The 18851-nt window shown below is 43.6% G+C and carries 15 protein-coding genes; 10 read left to right on the forward strand and 5 right to left on the reverse strand.

Going from position 1 to position 18851, the window contains the following annotated elements; genetic code table 11:
* Positions 1-11: 11 nt before the first annotated feature.
* Together ACK8P5_RS09190 and ACK8P5_RS09195 are read right to left on the reverse strand one after the other, a co-directional pair.
* Complete coding sequence (locus ACK8P5_RS09190) at positions 12-950, reverse strand: aldo/keto reductase (protein ID WP_422660638.1); 939 nt, start codon at positions 948-950, stop codon at positions 12-14.
* A 22-nt stretch (positions 951-972) separates the two neighbouring features.
* On the reverse strand, positions 973-1968 hold the full coding sequence (locus ACK8P5_RS09195; protein WP_422660639.1) for a Gfo/Idh/MocA family protein: 996 nt from the start codon (positions 1966-1968) through the stop codon (positions 973-975).
* A 126-nt stretch (positions 1969-2094) separates the two neighbouring features.
* Here ACK8P5_RS09195 and ACK8P5_RS09200 point away from each other — a divergent pair, with 126 nt between their 5' ends.
* Positions 2095-2931, forward strand: coding sequence for an AraC family transcriptional regulator (locus tag ACK8P5_RS09200; RefSeq protein ID WP_422660640.1), 837 nt, complete (start codon positions 2095-2097; stop codon positions 2929-2931).
* Between the two features lie 135 nt (positions 2932-3066).
* On the opposite strand, the gene ACK8P5_RS09205 is transcribed toward ACK8P5_RS09200, so the two are convergent.
* A complete protein-coding gene (locus tag ACK8P5_RS09205; RefSeq protein ID WP_422661423.1) occupies positions 3067-4029 on the reverse strand; it encodes a GntR family transcriptional regulator in 963 nt (320 codons plus the stop codon).
* A 156-nt stretch (positions 4030-4185) separates the two neighbouring features.
* Here ACK8P5_RS09205 and ACK8P5_RS09210 point away from each other — a divergent pair, with 156 nt between their 5' ends.
* The 3 genes from ACK8P5_RS09210 (at position 4186) to ACK8P5_RS09220 (ending at position 6517) form a co-directional block, all read left to right on the forward strand.
* Complete coding sequence (locus tag ACK8P5_RS09210; RefSeq protein ID WP_422660641.1) at positions 4186-4704, forward strand: HPP family protein; 519 nt, start codon at positions 4186-4188, stop codon at positions 4702-4704.
* Between the two features lie 188 nt (positions 4705-4892).
* The gene (locus ACK8P5_RS09215; RefSeq protein ID WP_422660642.1) at positions 4893-5633 is read left to right on the forward strand and encodes a phytanoyl-CoA dioxygenase family protein; all 741 of its coding nucleotides are present in this window, start codon (positions 4893-4895) and stop codon (positions 5631-5633) included.
* Positions 5634-5659: 26 nt separating this feature from the next.
* A complete protein-coding gene (locus ACK8P5_RS09220; protein ID WP_422660643.1) occupies positions 5660-6517 on the forward strand; it encodes a helix-turn-helix domain-containing protein in 858 nt (285 codons plus the stop codon).
* 70 nt (positions 6518-6587) lie between these two features.
* On the opposite strand, the gene ACK8P5_RS09225 is transcribed toward ACK8P5_RS09220, so the two are convergent.
* Positions 6588-7460: an AraC family transcriptional regulator gene (locus ACK8P5_RS09225; RefSeq protein ID WP_422660644.1), complete on the reverse strand. Its 873-nt coding sequence runs from the start codon at positions 7458-7460 to the stop codon at positions 6588-6590.
* 225 nt (positions 7461-7685) lie between these two features.
* On the opposite strand from ACK8P5_RS09225, the gene ACK8P5_RS09230 reads away from it, so the two are divergent.
* On the forward strand, positions 7686-9449 hold the full coding sequence (locus ACK8P5_RS09230; RefSeq protein ID WP_422660645.1) for a glycoside hydrolase family 35 protein: 1764 nt from the start codon (positions 7686-7688) through the stop codon (positions 9447-9449).
* A gap of 357 nt (positions 9450-9806) precedes the next feature.
* Here ACK8P5_RS09230 and ACK8P5_RS09235 read toward each other — a convergent pair whose 3' ends face one another.
* Complete coding sequence (locus tag ACK8P5_RS09235; RefSeq protein WP_422660646.1) at positions 9807-11342, reverse strand: sulfatase; 1536 nt, start codon at positions 11340-11342, stop codon at positions 9807-9809.
* 118 nt (positions 11343-11460) lie between these two features.
* On the opposite strand from ACK8P5_RS09235, the gene ACK8P5_RS09240 reads away from it, so the two are divergent.
* The 5 genes from ACK8P5_RS09240 to ACK8P5_RS09260 all read left to right on the forward strand — a co-directional run bounded on the left by ACK8P5_RS09240 (position 11461) and on the right by ACK8P5_RS09260 (position 18843).
* Positions 11461-12345 carry an AraC family transcriptional regulator gene (locus ACK8P5_RS09240; RefSeq protein ID WP_422660647.1) on the forward strand — a complete coding sequence of 295 codons (885 nt, stop codon included), beginning with the start codon at positions 11461-11463 and terminating at the stop codon, positions 12343-12345.
* 734 nt (positions 12346-13079) lie between these two features.
* Positions 13080-15350: a hypothetical protein gene (locus ACK8P5_RS09245; RefSeq protein ID WP_422660648.1), complete on the forward strand. Its 2271-nt coding sequence runs from the start codon at positions 13080-13082 to the stop codon at positions 15348-15350.
* Between the two features lie 28 nt (positions 15351-15378).
* Positions 15379-16572 (forward strand): HEAT repeat domain-containing protein, encoded by a 1194-nt coding sequence (locus ACK8P5_RS09250; protein ID WP_422660649.1) that lies wholly within the window; start codon positions 15379-15381, stop codon positions 16570-16572.
* A gap of 43 nt (positions 16573-16615) precedes the next feature.
* Entirely contained in the window at positions 16616-17983 is a 1368-nt protein-coding gene (locus ACK8P5_RS09255; protein WP_422660650.1) for a glycosyltransferase family 2 protein, read from the forward strand.
* 59 nt (positions 17984-18042) lie between these two features.
* Positions 18043-18843 carry a response regulator transcription factor gene (locus tag ACK8P5_RS09260; protein ID WP_422660651.1) on the forward strand — a complete coding sequence of 267 codons (801 nt, stop codon included), beginning with the start codon at positions 18043-18045 and terminating at the stop codon, positions 18841-18843.
* The last annotated feature ends 8 nt before the right edge of the window (positions 18844-18851 follow it).

Consider the following 18851-nt stretch of genomic DNA (forward strand, 5'->3'; position numbering starts at 1 on the left):
ATGCAATTTGCTTATAGCGTATCTGTTTTTAGATCAAGCCAGTTCATTTCATCCGTTGTGAGATGAATCAGTGCGCCTTCCTCACAGGAGCGCAGTTCTTCTTCACTTTGAGCTCCGATTAGTGCGCATGTTGGAAATGGTTGATTGAGTACATAAGCGAGTGCAATCTGGATTGCAGTGGCACCTTTGGATGCACCAAGCTGCTTAGCACGTTCTAGGCGCTCCCAATTATCGTCATTGTAGAATACACGGACAAGATCCGCATTGTCACGGATTTCTGGTGAGAATCTTCCGGTGAAGAATCCTCTAGCTTGTGAAGACCAGGACAGGAGTGGAAGTTGTTGCGCTTCATGCCATGCACAAGTTTCTTCATCTGCGGACACACAGCCAGACCAGAAGGGCTCATTGGGCTTAGCTAGACTGAGGTTTGGGCTGCTAAATGAGAAGCCGGCAAGTCCATTCGCATCTGCATATTCGTTCGCAGCTTGAATGCGTTGCCAGGTCCAATTAGATACCCCAATCGCACCAACCGTTCCAGCTTTCACATATTCATTCAAGGCTTCTACAATTTCACCAACAGGTATATTCGGATCATCCCGATGAAGGGCGTACAAATCGATGAAATCGGTCTGCAGGCGTTCAAAGCTTGTTGTAATATCTTCACGAATGTGTTTGGCAGTAACACGAGGACCGTTGTGATCATGATGAGCGCCTTTGGTTAAAATGACCCACTCATCCCGGTTTCCTCTTTCCTTCATATAGCGCCCGATGACTTCTTCACTCTGACCACCACAGTATATATGTGCGGAATCAATAGAGTTACCACCGCTGGCAAAATAAGCATCTAGGTTGGCAGCCGCTTTCTCATAGTTGTCATGATAAAAATAATCAGAACCCTTCATTAAGACAGAGACAGGTTTATTCAATCCTTTAATGGATATCGTGTTCATATTCTCATAACTCCTTTCAACTTTAGAGAGTGACTCTAATTCGTTCATGGGCAGAGCGTAGACAAGCATCGATGACCTTCATGTTGTTTATAGCATCATCGACTCCGTATCGAACCGGCGCGTTGTTCAGAACGACACTAGCGAAATGATCTCCCTGTTCACTATAGGCATTTACAGATGGAACTGGCATTTCTTTACGTTCACCATTCTGGGTAAGGAAGATACTGGCACCATTAGCTGGGAAACTGTAAGCATGAGGCACTTCAATAATTCCTGTAGTACCGATGATCTCCAGTGGATTCCGCCCTGCAGCCCACATACCGCAGTCAAAGGTGAGTCCTACATTTCCGTCAAATTCAATCAGGCCAGAGGCCATCATATCTACGTTATCGTGTTCTGGGGAGAAGAATGCTTGGACTGTTACAGCTTCAGGTTCAGAACCAAGTAAGATTCGGGCAGCGTTGATCGGATAACAGCCGATATCGTAGATCGAGCCACCTCCCCAATCTTTTCGGAAACGTACATTCTGAGAATGACCTGAATTATTAAAAGTAAAGGAACTGTGAATTGCACGAATCTCACCAATAGCTCCTGAATCAAGCAAATCTTTAATGATATCGTACCGCGGATGATAACGATACATGAAAGCTTCGCTTAGATGAACACCAGCTTTTGCTGCAGCTTCCGCCATGTCAACTGCTTCGGCTTCCGTTAGTGCCAGTGGCTTCTCACACAGAATATGCTTTCCAGCTTCTGCGGCTCGGATCGTCCATTCCTTATGCAGATGATTCGGTAGAGGAATATAAACAGCATCAATACTAGGGTCTTCCAGAAGTTCTTCATAACTACCGTAAGCTTTCGGGATTTGAAGTTCTTCCGCTGTAGTTGTAGCTTTATCAATATCGCGGCTCGCGATAGCTGTTACTTCATTCAATTCGGATTGTTTAAGGCCGGGAATAACGGCACCTTTGGCGATATTGGCGCAGCCTAAGATACCCCATTGTAGTTTGCGACTCATAAGAGATAATTCAGCTCCTTCGGATGAATTAATATTATATTGCGATTATATTAGACAGGAATTAAAATTAATATAATATTATTTTGCAGTCACTTATAACAATATTGTCATGGAGATGCGATTCGAATGAAAAGACAAATTCACCTGCTAACACTACCGCAAATGCCATTTTTTTGTTTCCCGGAATCGGTCGGTATTTATAGAGATGAACCTGATCATCGTGTTTTTCGAAAGGCTGGGGCGCTGAATAACTTCAATATTCACTATGTCGCTTCTGGCAAAGGATATGTAGAGGTAGATAATAAAGTATATGAGCTTGGGGCGGGGGAGGCGGTACTGTACTTACCGATGCAGACCCAGCGATATTACAGCAGTGAAGATGACCCTTGGGATGTGAGGTGGATCCATTTTTATGGAAGTGGTCTGCAAAATTATTTCATTGAGCGGGACTTTCATAAAAGTCAATTGTGGAGTTTGCGTCACCCAGCTGCATTTGAGCAGGCACATGAGGCGTTGCTTCTAGAAGCGGAAACGCATCGGATGCTGGATTTACCGCATCTATCAACATTAACCTATGCTCTACTTGCGGTTTTCGTTGAACAAGCTTCTCCTTTAACTGGAAATAAACACAACACCTCAGGCAAGCGTATTCTGGAGCTGCTTCCCATGATGCAGCAGGAGGCGGCAGAGCCATTTATTTTAGAGGAATGGGCAGAGAGGCTTGGGGTCAGTTCGTATTATTTTTGTAAACTATTTCGAAGTGTCATGGAGATGACACCGATGGATTTCATTACACGCTGTCGTCTTCAGATGGCCAAGCAGTGGTTACTGGAGAGGAAGGATATAACGATTGGCCAGATTGCAGTAGATGCCGGATACCCGAGTGTTAGTTACTTCAATAAGCGATTTATGGAGCATGAGGGGATGACACCATCCGAGTACAGACGATTATATGAAGTGTAATATTTAAAATGAAAATGATAGAAACAGCAATAAGCACCTGTAAATCGAGCGAGTTATTCGCCGCTTACAGGTGCCTTTATTCCTCAGGCTTCACACATGATCATGATCCTGAGTCCGAAATATTAATCTAAAAGATTAGTAGGAAGAAAGATTTTGTAGTATATGCTGGCTACCTCGTTCTAACACCATTGGATAGAGCTTTACTTTTTCTGGTGACATTGCTTTTACTTCCTCATAGGCAGCTGCGGAAGCATAGATGGTGTCCGATCGCTCGAGCTGTTGAAGTAGATGTTCAGTATCATCGATACTAGAAATATAAGGATGGATATTGGTTAGACCAGCTTCTTGAACCCGGTTTACCATCCACTGTGCACCGGCTTTGCCCAAACATACAAATGTAACGTTACTGCCGGATTTAAGTTTAGAAATATCGAGAAGTGCTGACATGTCAACGGAAGCCCCGATGATGTGTATTTTTTTGTCCAGCTTTTTGAGTAGGTCTTTCACTTCGGTATCATGATTTAGAGTCGTGATGATATGCGTAAACGATTTAAGCGCCTTCATTTGATCCTTTACGGAGCCTCTCAAATCCTCTAAAAAGATAGAATGAACATCTGCGCCCGTAAAGCGCCTGATCGCTTCTAGGTAGAAAGGGTGATCATGCTCTTTGCACTCTATAAAAAGGATGTGTGCTCGTTCGTGTTTCACGTGATCTCTCATGAGAATGAACGCAAGTGATGCTGTGAAAAATTCATCCAGCGAAATACCCTTCGACTCCGCATCTTCAATCGTACGCAGAATCAGTTCATACATTGGTTTTCTACGGTAGGATAGGTCCTCCACGCATTGGTTATCTAGGACTTGTGTTCCTCGTCCCGCAAGCATGGATACAATCCCCTCGTCTTTTAACTGGTTATAGACCATATTCACGGTGTTGCGGTTTACCTTGAGCTGCTCTGCTAGATTTCCTGCAGCCGGAAGTAGATCCCCTGGCTTAATATGTCCAATTCCAATTAACCATTTAAGCTGTTCTTTGACTTGGGTACTAACACTGAAGGTCGTATTCGGATCGACTTTAAGGATAAAATCATCATTCATATCCAACATTCCAACCTCTTTTCATAGATCGGTAGTTATTTAACTGTAACGAATTACGAAGGACTAAGCAAGAAAAACTGTTGACAGATAAAGTAAAGTTCGTTTAAATTACAAACAACCAAATAACTAGTTAATTGTATATTATGGAGGAGTTAGATGAAGAATACCGTGTTGGTTAGCTTACGAAGTGTCTTGAAGAGCAATAGTCCGTTAACAGTTCATCCGAGAAATATGATCATCGGTTTTTTGGGAGGTGCGATGTCCATTGGACTACTCGCTTTATTTTCCTTAAATGGTCATAGTATCTGGATTATGGCGCCTTTTGGTGCGAGTTGTGTCCTTGCATTTGGTGTATGGGATGCACCGCTATCACAACCAAGAAATATCATCGGTGGACATCTCGTGTCTAGCTTGATCGGACTTTCGGTTCTACATTGGTTTGGTGATGGCATAATTGCTATGGCTGTCGCTGTGGGCGCTTCGATTAGTCTTATGCAGCTGACCCGGACCACTCATCCTCCTGCTGGTGCAGATCCATTAGTCATCATCATGTCAGGAAGCAGCTGGTCTTTTCTTCTGACACCTGTGCTTGCGGGTGCTCTCGTTATTGTTCTCATCGCACTCGTTGTGAATAATGTTGTTAAGGATCGAAAGTATCCGACCTTCTGGTGGTAATGATCCAACTCAAAAAAGGCAGGTTTCAATTCGCCAATGTATGGCTTTTGAGACCTGTCTTATTTTAATTCTAATAAAATCCGAAAATAAGTTTACTTTTACCGTTAGCAAGCGAAGAAATCACATGAAATGGGAAGTAAGATGTATTTATTGTTACATCGAACTACTTTTCATAGGAGGCTAAGCGCATGAGCGGAAAGTTAAGTGAAAATGAAGTGCAATTTTATCAGGAGAATGGTTATCTTCTCTATAAGCAGCCGTTGTTCAGTGCAGAGAAACAAGCAGAGCTAACGAGTATATTTGAAGAACATTGGGAACTTATCGGACGGAAGCTAAATAGTGAACTTGATACTCCGCATTTTCGAGATGAGCGGCTGTTGAAGTTTCTGCTAAGTGATGAGGTCCTTGATCTGGTCGAGCCTATCATTGGACCGAATATCGGTCTTTGGTCCAGCCATTTTATTGCGAAGGAACCGCTGAATGGCAAACAGACGCCATGGCATGAGGATTCGGCTTATTGGGAAGGAAGACTCGACCGTTTCGATAAGATTGTAACGGTATGGCTTGCGATCGACCCAAGTAATAAGGAGAATGGGTGTATGAGGGTAATTCCAGGTACACATAGGAATGGATTTTCTGAGTACGAAGAGGTAGACAGTAACGAGAACATTTTCTCAACAGAAATCAAGTCCCATTCCATCGATGATTCAAAGGCTGTATATTTTGAGCTGGAGCCGGGAGAGTGCTCCCTGCATGATTCTAGAATTATTCATGGTGCTCCAGCCAACAAAAGTCCTCATAGACGATGTGGTTACACGATGAGATATTTCTCTACGGAGGCGAAAGTACTACCGGAACGTAATGAGAATTTTAAGGTCTGGTTGGCACGGGGGAAGGATATTGCTGGTAATTCATTTGTGAACGCTTAATATTATGCACGGAAGGAGACGGGGAGATGTTAGATAACACCCATACACCAGAGAGATTGAGGAATGAGCATTTTCTGAACATGCCGTCTCCTTTTCGGATTTTTCAACATGAGATTGATCATCCGATTCCTACCCATTGGCATGAGTTTTTCGAACTAGCTTTTGTCGTATCAGGTGAGGGTAAGCATGTGATGAACGGCATAACTCAACCTATTCGACGTGGGAGTTGCTTTCTATTAACCCCCGCTGATTTTCATGCCATTATTCCGACACGAGGGCAGACGATACAGCTTTATGATGTGATTTTTTTGGAACAATTTATTCGGGAACAAGTGATCGATCTATTGTTCGAGGGGCGGACACAGTATGTTCATACCTTTAATATCGGGGAAGCGGATTTGATTGAGCAAGAATATATTCGGCTATGGGAGGAGTCTGAGAATCCTCAGAAGGGTGGGGAACTCATCAGGCAAGGTGGCTTAGAGCGGATATTAATTGATCTAGCCCGAAAATGTCCTACTTTATCCGCATCAATATCAAAGTACCCGATGGAGCAAGACAATAACCAGATGAATCCACTGATACGGAAAGCACTTCTCTACATTCACCATCATTTCAGAGAGCCTCTAACGTTAAGAGAAACGGCTGAAGTGTGCGGACTGTCAGCTAATTATTTCAGTGAGTGTTTCCGGAAATATACGGGATTTACATTCCAAAGTTATGTTTTAAACCAAAGATTATTGTTTGCTAAAGCGTTGCTACAGACGACAAAGTTGCCGGTGACGGAGATATGTTATGCTTCTGGATTCAATACGATTGCTCATTTTGAGAGAGCTTTTAAAAAAAGCTTTGATCTATGTCCAAGGGACGTAAGAAAAGGTTAAGCTTGCTTTTAGACCTGACACAAATCATGTGCCAGGTCTTTTTTGGTACACAGAGATTTACATCTTTCATTTATTGCTTTGGCTTATACTCCGTTGGAGATTGACCGGTCCAGCGGCGGAATTGTCTAGAGAAATGGCTCGCTGATCGAAACCCCAGTTTCTCTGCAATATCGGCGACAGACAGGTTTGTTGTGACAAGAAGCTCTTTAGCAGAATTGAGCTTCTGACGGCTTATATATTGTCTTGGGGATAGACCATACACTTTAGAGAAAAGTTTGCTGCACTGGCTCCGGCTCAGATTCAGTTCTTTGGCTACGCCAGCTACGGACATTTCATCATTTAAGCCTTGAGACAATCTCTCTTCAATAGCATGAGCTACATCTGTGGCTGGTAAAGGACCATCTCTAGTGGGGGCAATCGGTGGTGCTGGTAGTTCACGAAGTAAAGTAAGTAGATCATGGATGATTAGTAGGGTATAAGACTGGAGTAGCAACTTGTCTTCGAAGCGAAACTCCGGAGCTGACTCTTCTCCGTCCTCTGCATGATTACGCTGTACGATTGCCTCTAACTCTTGAATGTGAGAGCTAAGCTTGGTGCGCTTGGCTACATCGTGAGGAATATGCCGATAAGGTGCACTAGCCAGCATACTACGAATCTCTGGAACGTCGAGATCGAAGTGAACGTTGAAATACCCGTAAGGCAAGTCTGATTCATTGATCAATTGATGTCGGACCCCTGATTTAATAAGAAGCCAATCTCCCGTATGTAACGTAATTGTATCCCGATTTATCTCTTGAACGACTTCGCCTTCAAGACAGAAGAGAAGCTCAAATAGGTGATGATGATGTCTTGGGTAATACCATCCTGGAGGATGAACACCGAAATGGCAGCCTGAGACTTGTAACGTGTTTATTAAATAGGGGAATTCAAATAAATATCCCATAGGATACTCCTTTTTAGGTCATGACGTTTCTAACCTTATTTCTAGATACAACTATCATAACATGTGTGAATGACTAGTAAATGTTTATTTGGCACAAATGGTATAGAACATGCCCCATTTGGAGATTGAGGGTTTGCATCATTTCATGGATGATAAAAGTGAGCGTTTTCAACGTACAGAAAAATAATGAGGTTTTTGTTTATTATACTTTTTGGAGGGATAAACTTGGCACAACTAACAGTAGCGAATAAACAATTTCAATGGGAAGATAAACCATTACAGATCATCTCGGGTGCGATTCATTATTTCCGCGTAGTTCCTGAATACTGGGAAGACCGTCTCTTAAAACTGAAAGCTTGTGGATTCAACACGGTTGAAACCTATTTAGCTTGGAATCTACATGAGCCTGAGGAAGGACAGTTTTGTTTTGAGGGTATTGCAGATGTAGAGAAATTCGTTCGGACCGCTGAGAAGGTTGGTTTGCATGTCATTTTACGACCAAGTCCATATATTTGTGCAGAATGGGAGTTTGGTGGATTGCCATCTTGGCTGCTCCGTTATTCGGATATGAAAGTTCGCTGTATGGATGAGCTGTTCCTGAAAAAGGTTGACAGATATTACGATGAGCTCATTCCGCGCCTGGTTCCTCTGCTTAGCTCCAATGGTGGACCGGTCATTGCGGTTCAAATTGAGAATGAATACGGTAGTTATGGCGATGATCATGACTATATTAATTACTCTAAAGAGGCTCTTATTAAGCGTGGTATTGATGTTTTGCTCTTCACTTCTGATGGTCCTGGTGATGGTATGCTTCAAGGTGGAACGGTTCCTGACGTAGTTGCAACTGTGAATTTTGGATCTAGACCTATCGAGGCATTTGAGAAGTTAAGAGAATACCGTTCTGAGGATCCGCTTGTCTGCATGGAGTTCTGGAATGGATGGTTTGACCACTGGCTCAAGCCGCATCATACGCGTAGCGCAGAAGATGTTGCGAAAGTGTTTGACGATATGCTGCAAGCGGGCGCATCCGTGAACTTCTATATGTTCCACGGTGGAACGAATTTTGGCTTTTATAATGGTGCGAATTATGGTGACAAGTATGAAGCAACAATTACGAGTTATGACTATGACTCCCCGCTATCCGAGTGCGGAGATATTACTGCTAAGTTTGAAGCTGTTCGCAGTGTTGTCGCCAAGTTTAAAGGGGTAGATGTTTCAGAGTTACCTGAGTTGCCAGCACCGTTGCCGAAGAAGGCGTATGGTATTGTTTCCATGACCCAACAAGCTGATTTGCTTGAACAATTGACTCAAGTCTCCGACCCTGTGAAGCGTGTAACCCCTGTTCCGATGGAAGAGTTGGGTCAAAGTTATGGATTTATCGTCTATTCAACTCAGGTGTCTGGACCGCGTTCAGGGGAAAGCTTGTATATTCAAGAGGTTCGTGACCGTGCTCAGGTATATCTGGATGGAGTATACCAAGGTACAATTGAACGCTGGAATCCGCAAAGTTTACCGTTACAAATTCCTGCTGAAGGTGCCCGCTTGGACATCGTGGTCGAAAATATGGGACGTGTTAACTATGGTCCGAAGTTGTGGGATCATAAAGGGATTACCGAAGGCGTTCGTTTGAACAATCAGTTCTTGTTTGATTGGACGATCTATCCGTTACCATTAAATGATACTTCCGCAGTTACGTTTAGTGATATTTCAAACCATGAGTCTAGCAGAACCGATCGCCCGAACTTCTATAAAGGTGAATTCAATGTCGATGAGACTGCTGATACATTTGTTCGTCTAGATGGATGGGGTAAAGGTGTACTGTGGATTAACGGCTATAATCTTGGTCGTTATTGGGAGCAAGGTCCTCAGAAGACGTTATATCTACCTGCTCCATTGCTCAAAGAAGGTCTTAATGAGATCGTTATTCTAGAGCTGCATCATGCTGAGAAACCTCAAATTGAGCTGGTTGATGCACCGGATTTAGGATAAAGGCATATGTAACTTATGCCGTAATAGAAATACACTTCTTAGAATAGTAGTTGGAAGAACCTCCGGGTTTAACTGATAATTCTAGGGAGTGTGTTTTTTATTTCAACAAAAATGCGTAACAGATACTAAGTATTGAGGAGACGATTTACTTGTCGGCGATCAAGGAACTTTATAATGAAGATAGAGCATAACGAAAATAAAACAAGCTGACTCCTTAAGTAAAGGAGTCAGCTAACTGATATTCAAAAGAAATTCGCGGCCAACAGTGATTGGAAGAATGATCCGCTTTCGTAGTGATGCCTGGACTAATAAATTTTATCCAACTAACATAGGTGGTTTTCTAGAGACTTTTTTATTTCATGCTCCCCAGACTCTCGGCATCGGCATAGACTCTTTGCCAAGCTCTGCGGATATGTATTTCAGCATGAGTTCCGACTTTAAGGAAGCAAACGCAGGGTCATCCCATAAATTATTAAGCTCTTGCGGGTCTTCCTGCAAATCAAAGATTTCGCCATATGTTTGATTATAGTACACCGTGATTTTATATCGTTCATTCACATAAGTCTTCTGATGGATCGTGGTAGGTTCATGTCGGAACTCGCAGATAGCATGGTCTCTTGCAGACGCTGCCGATCCGGTCCACACCTTACTCTGATCAACACCGGTCATGGCGTAGGGGATAGGGATATCACACAAGGATAAGAATGTAGGCGCTAGATCAACTAAAGATTGAATGGCCTCGGAAGTTTTTCCCGCCGGGACATGCCCTGGATATCTGACGATGAAAGGTAATTTGATGAGATCTTCGTAATGGAATCCGCCCTTCGCCTGCAGTCCATGCTGACCGAAGAAATGCCCATGATCCGTGGTGAATACAATAACCGTGTTATCGGTAAGTCCGAGTTCATCCAACTTATCGAGGATCTGACCGATATATTTATCCATCATGCTGATCATACCGTAATACGTAGACATTTGTTTTTTCTTGAGCGAGTCATCCAGCTTTATATTCTTGCCATATCCATAGTATAGATGTGAATGATAGCCGTGAATTCCCTTGCCACTTTCGCTCAAATGAGAGAAGTCCGGTTTCTCTTCTTGTGTCATTCCGAAATGCGGAGGGTTCTTCTCATGCTCTCCAGGCACAATATCAGGAACCGTTAAATCCGCTTCATCGTACATTGTATCCCATGGTTCAGGAACCAAGTACTCAGGGTGAGGATCAAAAAAACTAGACCATAAGAAGAAGCTCTCATCTTCTTCTTGATATTGTTCTAGTAGAGCATTGGTGCGTTCGGCGATCCAAGTATTGTAATGATATTCCTCAGGAATGGGCCATTTGTAAGAAGTGTTCGGATCCATCGTCCCCGTTGGAGCTAGGAAGTAATCTCGCCAGTTCGTACATCCTTTCTCTTCCATCCATAATACATAATGCTGGCCTACATGCGCCTCATTCGTATGGTTCCTTGCAAGTTCAACATGATCGAATCCATAGAAAGGTTCTTTAAAAGCTTTCCAATAATCAAGATCCTGCATGAGCGGATAAGACTCTAAAGAAGGAAACTCATCTGTCGAACGAAGCTGCTGAAAATGAGCCTTCCCAATAAGAGCGGTATTGTAACCAGCCGCTTTAAAGTCTTCTCCCACGGTATGACGGTCTTCAAGGAGCTTCGTTCCAAGTGTCCAAGCACCGTGTTGACTTGGATACATACCAGTTATAATGGAAGCACGGGTTGGTGTGCATGTCGGATTGGGACAATAAGCCCTACCAAAAGTCGTTCCTTCTCTGGCTAGACGGTCTAGATTAGGTGTACTGATCTCATCATTGAACATGCCAATCGTATTCCAATGCTGTTGATCACTTGTAATAAGTAAAATGTTCGGTTTCTTCATAATAAATGAACACCTCCATCACTTATTCTATCGATAGAAAAGGTATAGAAGAATGGCATGTTGTCAGGTGAATTTATCATTTTGTCAGGTGGAATCTTGAAAAACAAGGGTGGATTGTATGCAGGATTATGGTCACGAAATCGCAGAGTACCTTTACTATTTACCAGAATCTTTAGATAAGGAAGGGGTTTTCTGGCTGCTAAGAGCAGGAATAATGACGGCTAAGCCAGGATATTATGCGGGGCCGAAGCGTATTAGCAGCTATAGTATGCATTTTGTTAGCAAGGGGAAGGTAATACTGAAATATGGCCGTGAGCAGGTTGTCCTGGAACAAGGAGATATCTTTTGTCTATTCCCCATGCAAACCTATGTTTACCGTGAATATGAAGATACGGATAATCTGGAGATGTGCTGGCTGAACATGGATGGGCCGGGAATGGAACAAATGCTGAAAAGATCAGGCTTCTCACCGTCCTTGCCTTACGTACAGAATCGATGGACTCTGTCCTTACAGAAGACGATTAATTCTATTATCGATCGGATGAAGCAAGATAAACCCATAACATCTGCCTTACGCTTAGAAAATCAAAGTCTGTTATATCAGCTATTCTCACAACTTCTGGATGGAAGTCGGGAAGAGTCGAATACAGAGCCTGACAATTGGTTGAAGCGGAGCATCGAATATATTGAAATGCATGCAGCCGAAGGGATCTCGGTACAACAGGTAGCGGAATGGGCAGGGGTTAGTCGTACGTATTTTTCCACAATGTTCTCGAATCAGACGGGGATGACACCGATGATGTATATTACTAAAGTTCGGATGGATCGAGCGATGCGTATGCTCGTGGATACAGATTGCTCGATTACGGAAATAGCCTATACTTTGGGATACCCGACGCTCTATTCCTTTACAAGAGCCTTTAAGAACAAATTTTCGCTATCTCCAACCGAATACCGCAATCATTCAAAGTCATTACACACGATTCGAGCTCCTAAAGAATAAGTGATGATCCCATGGGAGAGGGTGAAATAACAAATTAAATACCCAATATGTGGTGGGGTGACGCATTTTTCACCGTTTTTGATTCGAAAAGACTGTATACATCAGGATAAGATTACCGGTCTTTATTATAGAAGAAACTCATAAGTAGGTGTATTTAACCATGATACATAATGTTTAATAATGGAAGATGGAAGAGAGTCCCGGTGCGGGACTCTCTTCTTATTTTTAGTAACATCCTAATTATTTACAATCCTTTAGTGACGCGGTTTATTGCGGTTTGCATGTCGTACTTTGGTATCAATTTTGTAATATCTATGGATAATGATGTAAAAAAGACCGGAACTTTAGCAGTTTTTCGGCGTTTAACTAATCGATTCAAGAAAATTTTCTGAAAACTGTATCTCGTTTTAACGTGATCTACATCCCATTGCTCCCTGTTCTACCTATAGATGATGCGGGAACGGGGATTGTTAATCGATGCAATGAAAATGAGAACATGGCTCAGTGGATTTCTTTTGAATTGCTGATAAATAGGTGTTCGGACTGTTTAGGGCAGGAGAGAATCCTGTTGCTTCTTTTTGCCTACGATGGTGATTAGAAAAGTTGGTAAATCAGGTGCATAGCGCTGAGGACGTTGTCAGACGTAGAATTGCCTGTATAGCTGTTGCCGACAAGCGCAGCACAACAGACCGAAGAATTTTGGAGAACATGGAGAAGGTGAGTTGAGAAAGACAATGAGCAAAAGAAAACGATGGATGCTGCTAGGCATACTAACCGTCGTACTGCTCTGTGGTGGTGCCGCCATTTTTGGATATTTTCAATCCTCATTAACGACGTTCGCGGATGCTGATGGGAAGAAGATGAAATTCAAAACAGAGGGTACAAGCTTTCTTCTATACGGTGAGGATGAGCAGTGGAACGATATTTTTGTGAAAGGCGTCAATCTGGGAGCTACGGTTCCAGGGCATTTCCCCGGAGAGCTTCCCGCGACGGAAGAGGATTATCTCCGCTGGTTTAAACAGATTGATGATATGGGAGCAAACGTTATACGGCTGTATACCGTACACAATCCGGTTTTCTATTCAGCACTTGTGAAATATAACCGGGATAAAGGTGAAGACCCGCTTTACTTTATGCAGGGCATTTGGTCACCAGAGGAGCAGCTCATCGAACAACAAGACGCTTATGCGGACAATATTCATCAGATGTTTAAAGATGAGATACGAAAAGCGGTTGCTGCAGTGTACGGTGATGTCACGGTAGAAGCGAAGCACGGGGCATCAAGCGGCAAATATAAGACAAACGCAGGGAAGTATTTAATGGCATGGCACGTTGGTACCGAATGGGACCCGGCTATGGTTAAAAATACGAATAACAAGCATAAGGATGTTTCTCTTCACGAAGGTGCTTATTTCTCCGCGGCACCAGATGCAAGCCCTTTTGAGAATTGGCTCGCCGGGCTTCTCGATTACACAGCTACGGAGGAGCAAAAATATGGCTGGCAGCATCCGATAACCTTCACGAACTGGGTTACAACCGATGTTCTTGAGCATCCGGGAGAGCCATTGTTTGAGGAAGATATGGTTTCTGTAGATGCCAGACATATAGAACCCGTGAATTGGGATGCAGGGTACTTTGCTTCCTATCACGTTTATCCGTATTATCCTGATTTCTTCCGGACGGATAAAAGCTTACAGACGATTTCTGATGGGCAGGGAGGCTTCAACACCTATAAAGCGTATCTACGAAAACTCAAAGCGGAATATAAAGATATGCCTATTATGGTGACGGAGTACGGAGTCCCTTCCTCTATGGGAGTCTCCCATCATGGCCCTGGAGGTCGTGATCAAGGTGGGCATGATGAACAGGAACAAGGTGAGATCAACGTATCCTTGACGAAGGACATCTATGATGAAGGCTACTCAGGCGCGATTCTATTCATGTGGCAAGACGAATGGTTTAAGAAGACCTGGAATACGATGCCCTTTGAACTTCCAGCGGATCGTCGGTCGTTCTGGTTGAATGTGTTGACGAATGAAAAAATGTTTGGTGTTCTAGCCATGCAGCCTGGCAAAGAAGAGCAGATAACTATCGACGGCAATCTGGAAGACTGGGATGAACTGCCTAAGGAAGAAGTTACGCATTGGGAAGGCAATACCGAGGGTGTTAAAGAGATGCGGATAACTCACGATGAGGCATACCTCTACATTGGGATGAAGCTTGATCAAGCGTTTGACCCGAAGCGCTCTAAACTGTATATCGGTGCAGATACGATTGATGGTGGTGAATTGCCCGAGGAAGAGTTGGTAGGTCGAACCATAACCGGTGGCGGACTAGAGACATTAATCGAATTAGGCCAAGATCGTGAGTCTCAGGTTAAAATAGCTCCGTCTTACGATTTTCATCAGCGTCTTTATGGAAAAGACGGATATTGGATGCTTCCAGAGGAGGAAGAGGGCACTGGTTCTGATCGTTCAAATAAGCGAATCCAGTTCAACGAATGGAAGCTTGGAATCAGCTTATTAATGAATCCACCGGATACCCGCTTTGCTCATCCATTTGTCGATGAGAAAGTCGGACTGCTGAAGCGAGGGTCAAGTGATCCGGAAGCACAGGATTTCAGTTCACTTTCGTCATGGCAGTATCAGGGTGACACTGTAGAGATGCGAATTCCGTGGATGCTTCTGGGATTCTCAGATCCAAGCTCGCTGCAAGTCATTGATTACAGCCCAATCGAGGATCGTAGAACATTTAAGACTACAAAGATTGAAGCGATAAATCTGTTGCCGTGGATTACGGAGCGAACCAAAACGGAGCAATCTGAAAGTAGCACCTCTACGAAGCAATTAACAGAGGGTCAATCAGGTGAAGTACTCAGTTTGGATAACGCCGCTACCTATACATGGGAGCCATGGGAAGCAGTCAAGTATAGTGAACGTTTGAAGAAAAGTTATTATGCGATGCAGGAATTTTTCAACAAAATACCTGATATACGCAAAGAATAATAGAAATGAGAAGGAGGAACCATCGGATATGTTTTCAAATTTAGCCTTGGCTTATATGTTTATCTATGTCTGTCTAGGCATGATCGTGTTCGGCATAATCCTGTTGTTCCAAATGAAAATGAAGCATAATGCTGAACTTAGACAAATAGAGCAGTACACTGAGAAACACCGTGATTACTTCATTTACGTGCAGGCTCATCTGCATGACGAAGTTACACTTGAACTTCCACCAGGGGTACTCAAACCGCTGGAACGCAGAGTGATTCAAGATAAATTCATGGAGTGGATCGAACAATTTAAAGGTGATGCACGGCAGAAACTGATTGGTTTGTGTAGTGAAGCTGGATTTGTTAGTCAAGAAATACGTGCCCTTTCAAGTATTCGATATGGTCGCCGGATTGAAGCAGCTTATCGACTGGGTGGCATGCGGGCAGAAGAAGCTGTGCCGGCTCTTGAAGCATTGCTGGATCGAACGAAATATGGACCACAGACGATCATTATTGCTCGGGCTATATCCAAGAGTGCCTCTCGTCCGGATCAGATTCGTGCGATGCTTGGGAAGCTATTATCTTATAACAAACCGATTCATCATATGGCGGCAGATATATTGCTGGAAACTCAGCTCGATTCAGCTTCGCTGATCCGTAAGCTGCTTGATGATCCGAACCCAGACTTAGTCAAGATTGCTTTAGTTGCCATGTGGGGACAAGCCGTACCTTCTGTCGTTCCTGCCCTTAATCGACTTGTTGGATCTGACCAGAAAGATGTACGCGCTGAAGCAGTCAAGCTGTACCTTAGCTCCAATCCAGCTTTAAAAGACGAGACTATAACACAGCTGATGAATGATGAAGAGTGGGAAGTAAGAGCAGCGGCAGCTAAAGCGCTTGGTTTACTTCATGCGGCAGGTAGTATACCCCTTCTGACCGCTGCACTTGAGGATGAGAGCTGGCATGTTCGTAATAACAGTGCTGAAAGCCTATCTTTACTTGGAGAGCAAGGCTTTGAAGTTCTATGCCAAGTAGCATCTACAGGGGTGGGAGTCGCGAGGGAGACAGCAATCCACCGAATTGAACGAATGATGGATAAAGAGAACAATCATAAAGCCGTTGAGCAGATGGTTGCATTTAACAAGAATAAATTGATGTATGAAAGTTATTTCGGTATGGAGCCGAACAAACGGACTGTACAAATGGCAAGAGTAGGAGGGGATTCCACTGCTTAGAGATATCCTGCTTACTTATGGAATGATAGCCATTTACTACGCTATGACCGTCAACGTGCTGTATTTTGTAATTCTGATGTTCTCTTTCAGAAATATCGGGAACATTTTCCGAAGATCCGTGTATTCCAAATTCAATACCTTATCAGGTTCGGAGTTGGTTCCGTCAGTTTCGCTACTGGTTCCGTCCTATAACGAAGAGTTAACCATTATTGAGAATGTTCGCTGTCTGATGACTCTGAATTATCCGACATATGAAGTCATTGTAATCAATGATGGGTCTTCGGATCAGACATTAGACGTACTTATTAAGGAATATGGGCTCAAACGCGTTGAAAATCCCGAGTTTAGAGGGAAGATTAATACGAATAAAGTCCGCGGAGTTTACCATAACGAAAGATATCCACATCTATTGGTTATCGATAAAGAAAATGGTGGGAAAGCAGATTCCCTCAATGCGGGGATTAACATGTCTCGTTATCCACTTATCTCCTCCATCGATGCGGATTCATTATTAGAAAAAGACGCACTCATCCGTATGGCAAGGATGTACATGGAGAATCCAGAGGAAACGGTAGCCATCGGCGGTGACGTTCGTATTGCTAACGGCTGTGTAATTGAGAATGGAGCGGTGAAGAATGTATCTCTGCCTCGCAGGATCTGGCCGATGTTCCAATCCATCGAATACCTAAAAGCGTTTCTTGGTGGACGGATCGGCTGGAGTCACATTAACGGGCTCATCATCGTCTCCGGAGCATTTGGTTTATTCCGAAAGGATTATGTCATTGCAGTTGGAGGTTATCGCGGTGGTTATCCTGGTGAGGACATGAACATTATTATCAAGCTGCATCGATATATGCTCCAGAATAAACTTAAATACCGGATTGCATTCTGTCCTGAAGCCGTTTGCTGGACCCAGGCACCAGATAGCTATCACATTCTGTCCAATCAGCGCAAACGCTGGGGCCGGGGGAATCTGAAGAACATGATCGAGAATCGCGATATGTTGTTCAATCCGAAGTATAAGACCATGGGCATGATGACGATGCCGTACAACATTTTTTTTGAAGCGTTAAATCCTTACTTTAGAATCACGGGCCTGCTGGCTCTGATAGGATATGTTTTGATGGATATGACCAATTGGCAGATTCTTGTTGTGTTCGGACTTGTGAACATTCTGAGTGGCTACTTGCTCAGTGTAGGAGCACTTCTGTTGGAGGAAATTGCATTCCGCCGATATAACAAGCTGTCTGATCTGGTGAAGATGCTCTTTTTCTCAGCGCTTAAATTTGTTGGATATCATCAATTGGGTGTGCTGTGGAGAGTGCAGGGCCATATTCAATACATGCAAAATAATAATTCCTGGGGAACGATGACTCGGCAGAGCTGGAAAGATAAGAATGAGGCCGCCTGACAACAAGGCCCGTATGATTTTACATTTAAGCATGAATGATGAGAAAGGTGGATTTGATCATGTCTCAAACCGCAACATTGCAAAGAGAGAAAGGTACGGAGCTATACAATCTTTTGATACAAGAGGTACGTAAAGATCCAAGCGGGACGTGTGCCCTCCTATTTCTTTATTGCGCCGGAGATTCGCCGGGTCTAGAGGATCAGGTGAAAGGATTCTTTAACCCAATGTCCGGTATACAGGCGGAGGTCCGGAAGGACCCCGTCACCAACACCTTGGCGATTATTCTTCCGGGGGTGACGCTGGATGCAGCCCATTATCAAGCACTGCTTCTGAAGCAGCTTTTGCTTGATAGGAATGAGAATGCTGATCTTCGAATCACGCTGTCTGTGAATTCTGAGGCTCCTTCGCCAAAGATGCTTAAACAGATGGCTGAATCGACTCGTCTAAGCTCATCATCTGATATTCAGATCTTTAGTGAAGATGAATCCGGATCGGATTCAAGTCGTATTCTGATCGTTGATCATGATGCTACAGTGCGTGAATTTTTACAGATTCGCCTAGCCATGCAGGGATATGAAACGCTTGAAGCGGTGGATGGCCTAGAGGCGCTGGAGATGATTCCTAAGTGGGAGCCCGATCTGGTATTAACAGAGCTGAACTTGTACGGCATCGACGGACTTCCATTTATTCATCATATTCAGCAGTTAGATGTGAAGGCACCGCCCAAAATAGTCGTGTTAACCGAGAAACGGGTTGAGAAGACGATTAGTCAATGCTTCCAGAATGGTGTAGATGATTATGTAACAAAGCCCTTCTCACCCGTGGAACTGGATGCTCGCATTCGTCGTTGTCTTCACTAAACAATTGA

Source organism: Paenibacillus sp. EC2-1 (assembly GCF_049311625.1).
Taxonomy (GTDB): domain Bacteria; phylum Bacillota; class Bacilli; order Paenibacillales; family Paenibacillaceae; genus Paenibacillus_AQ.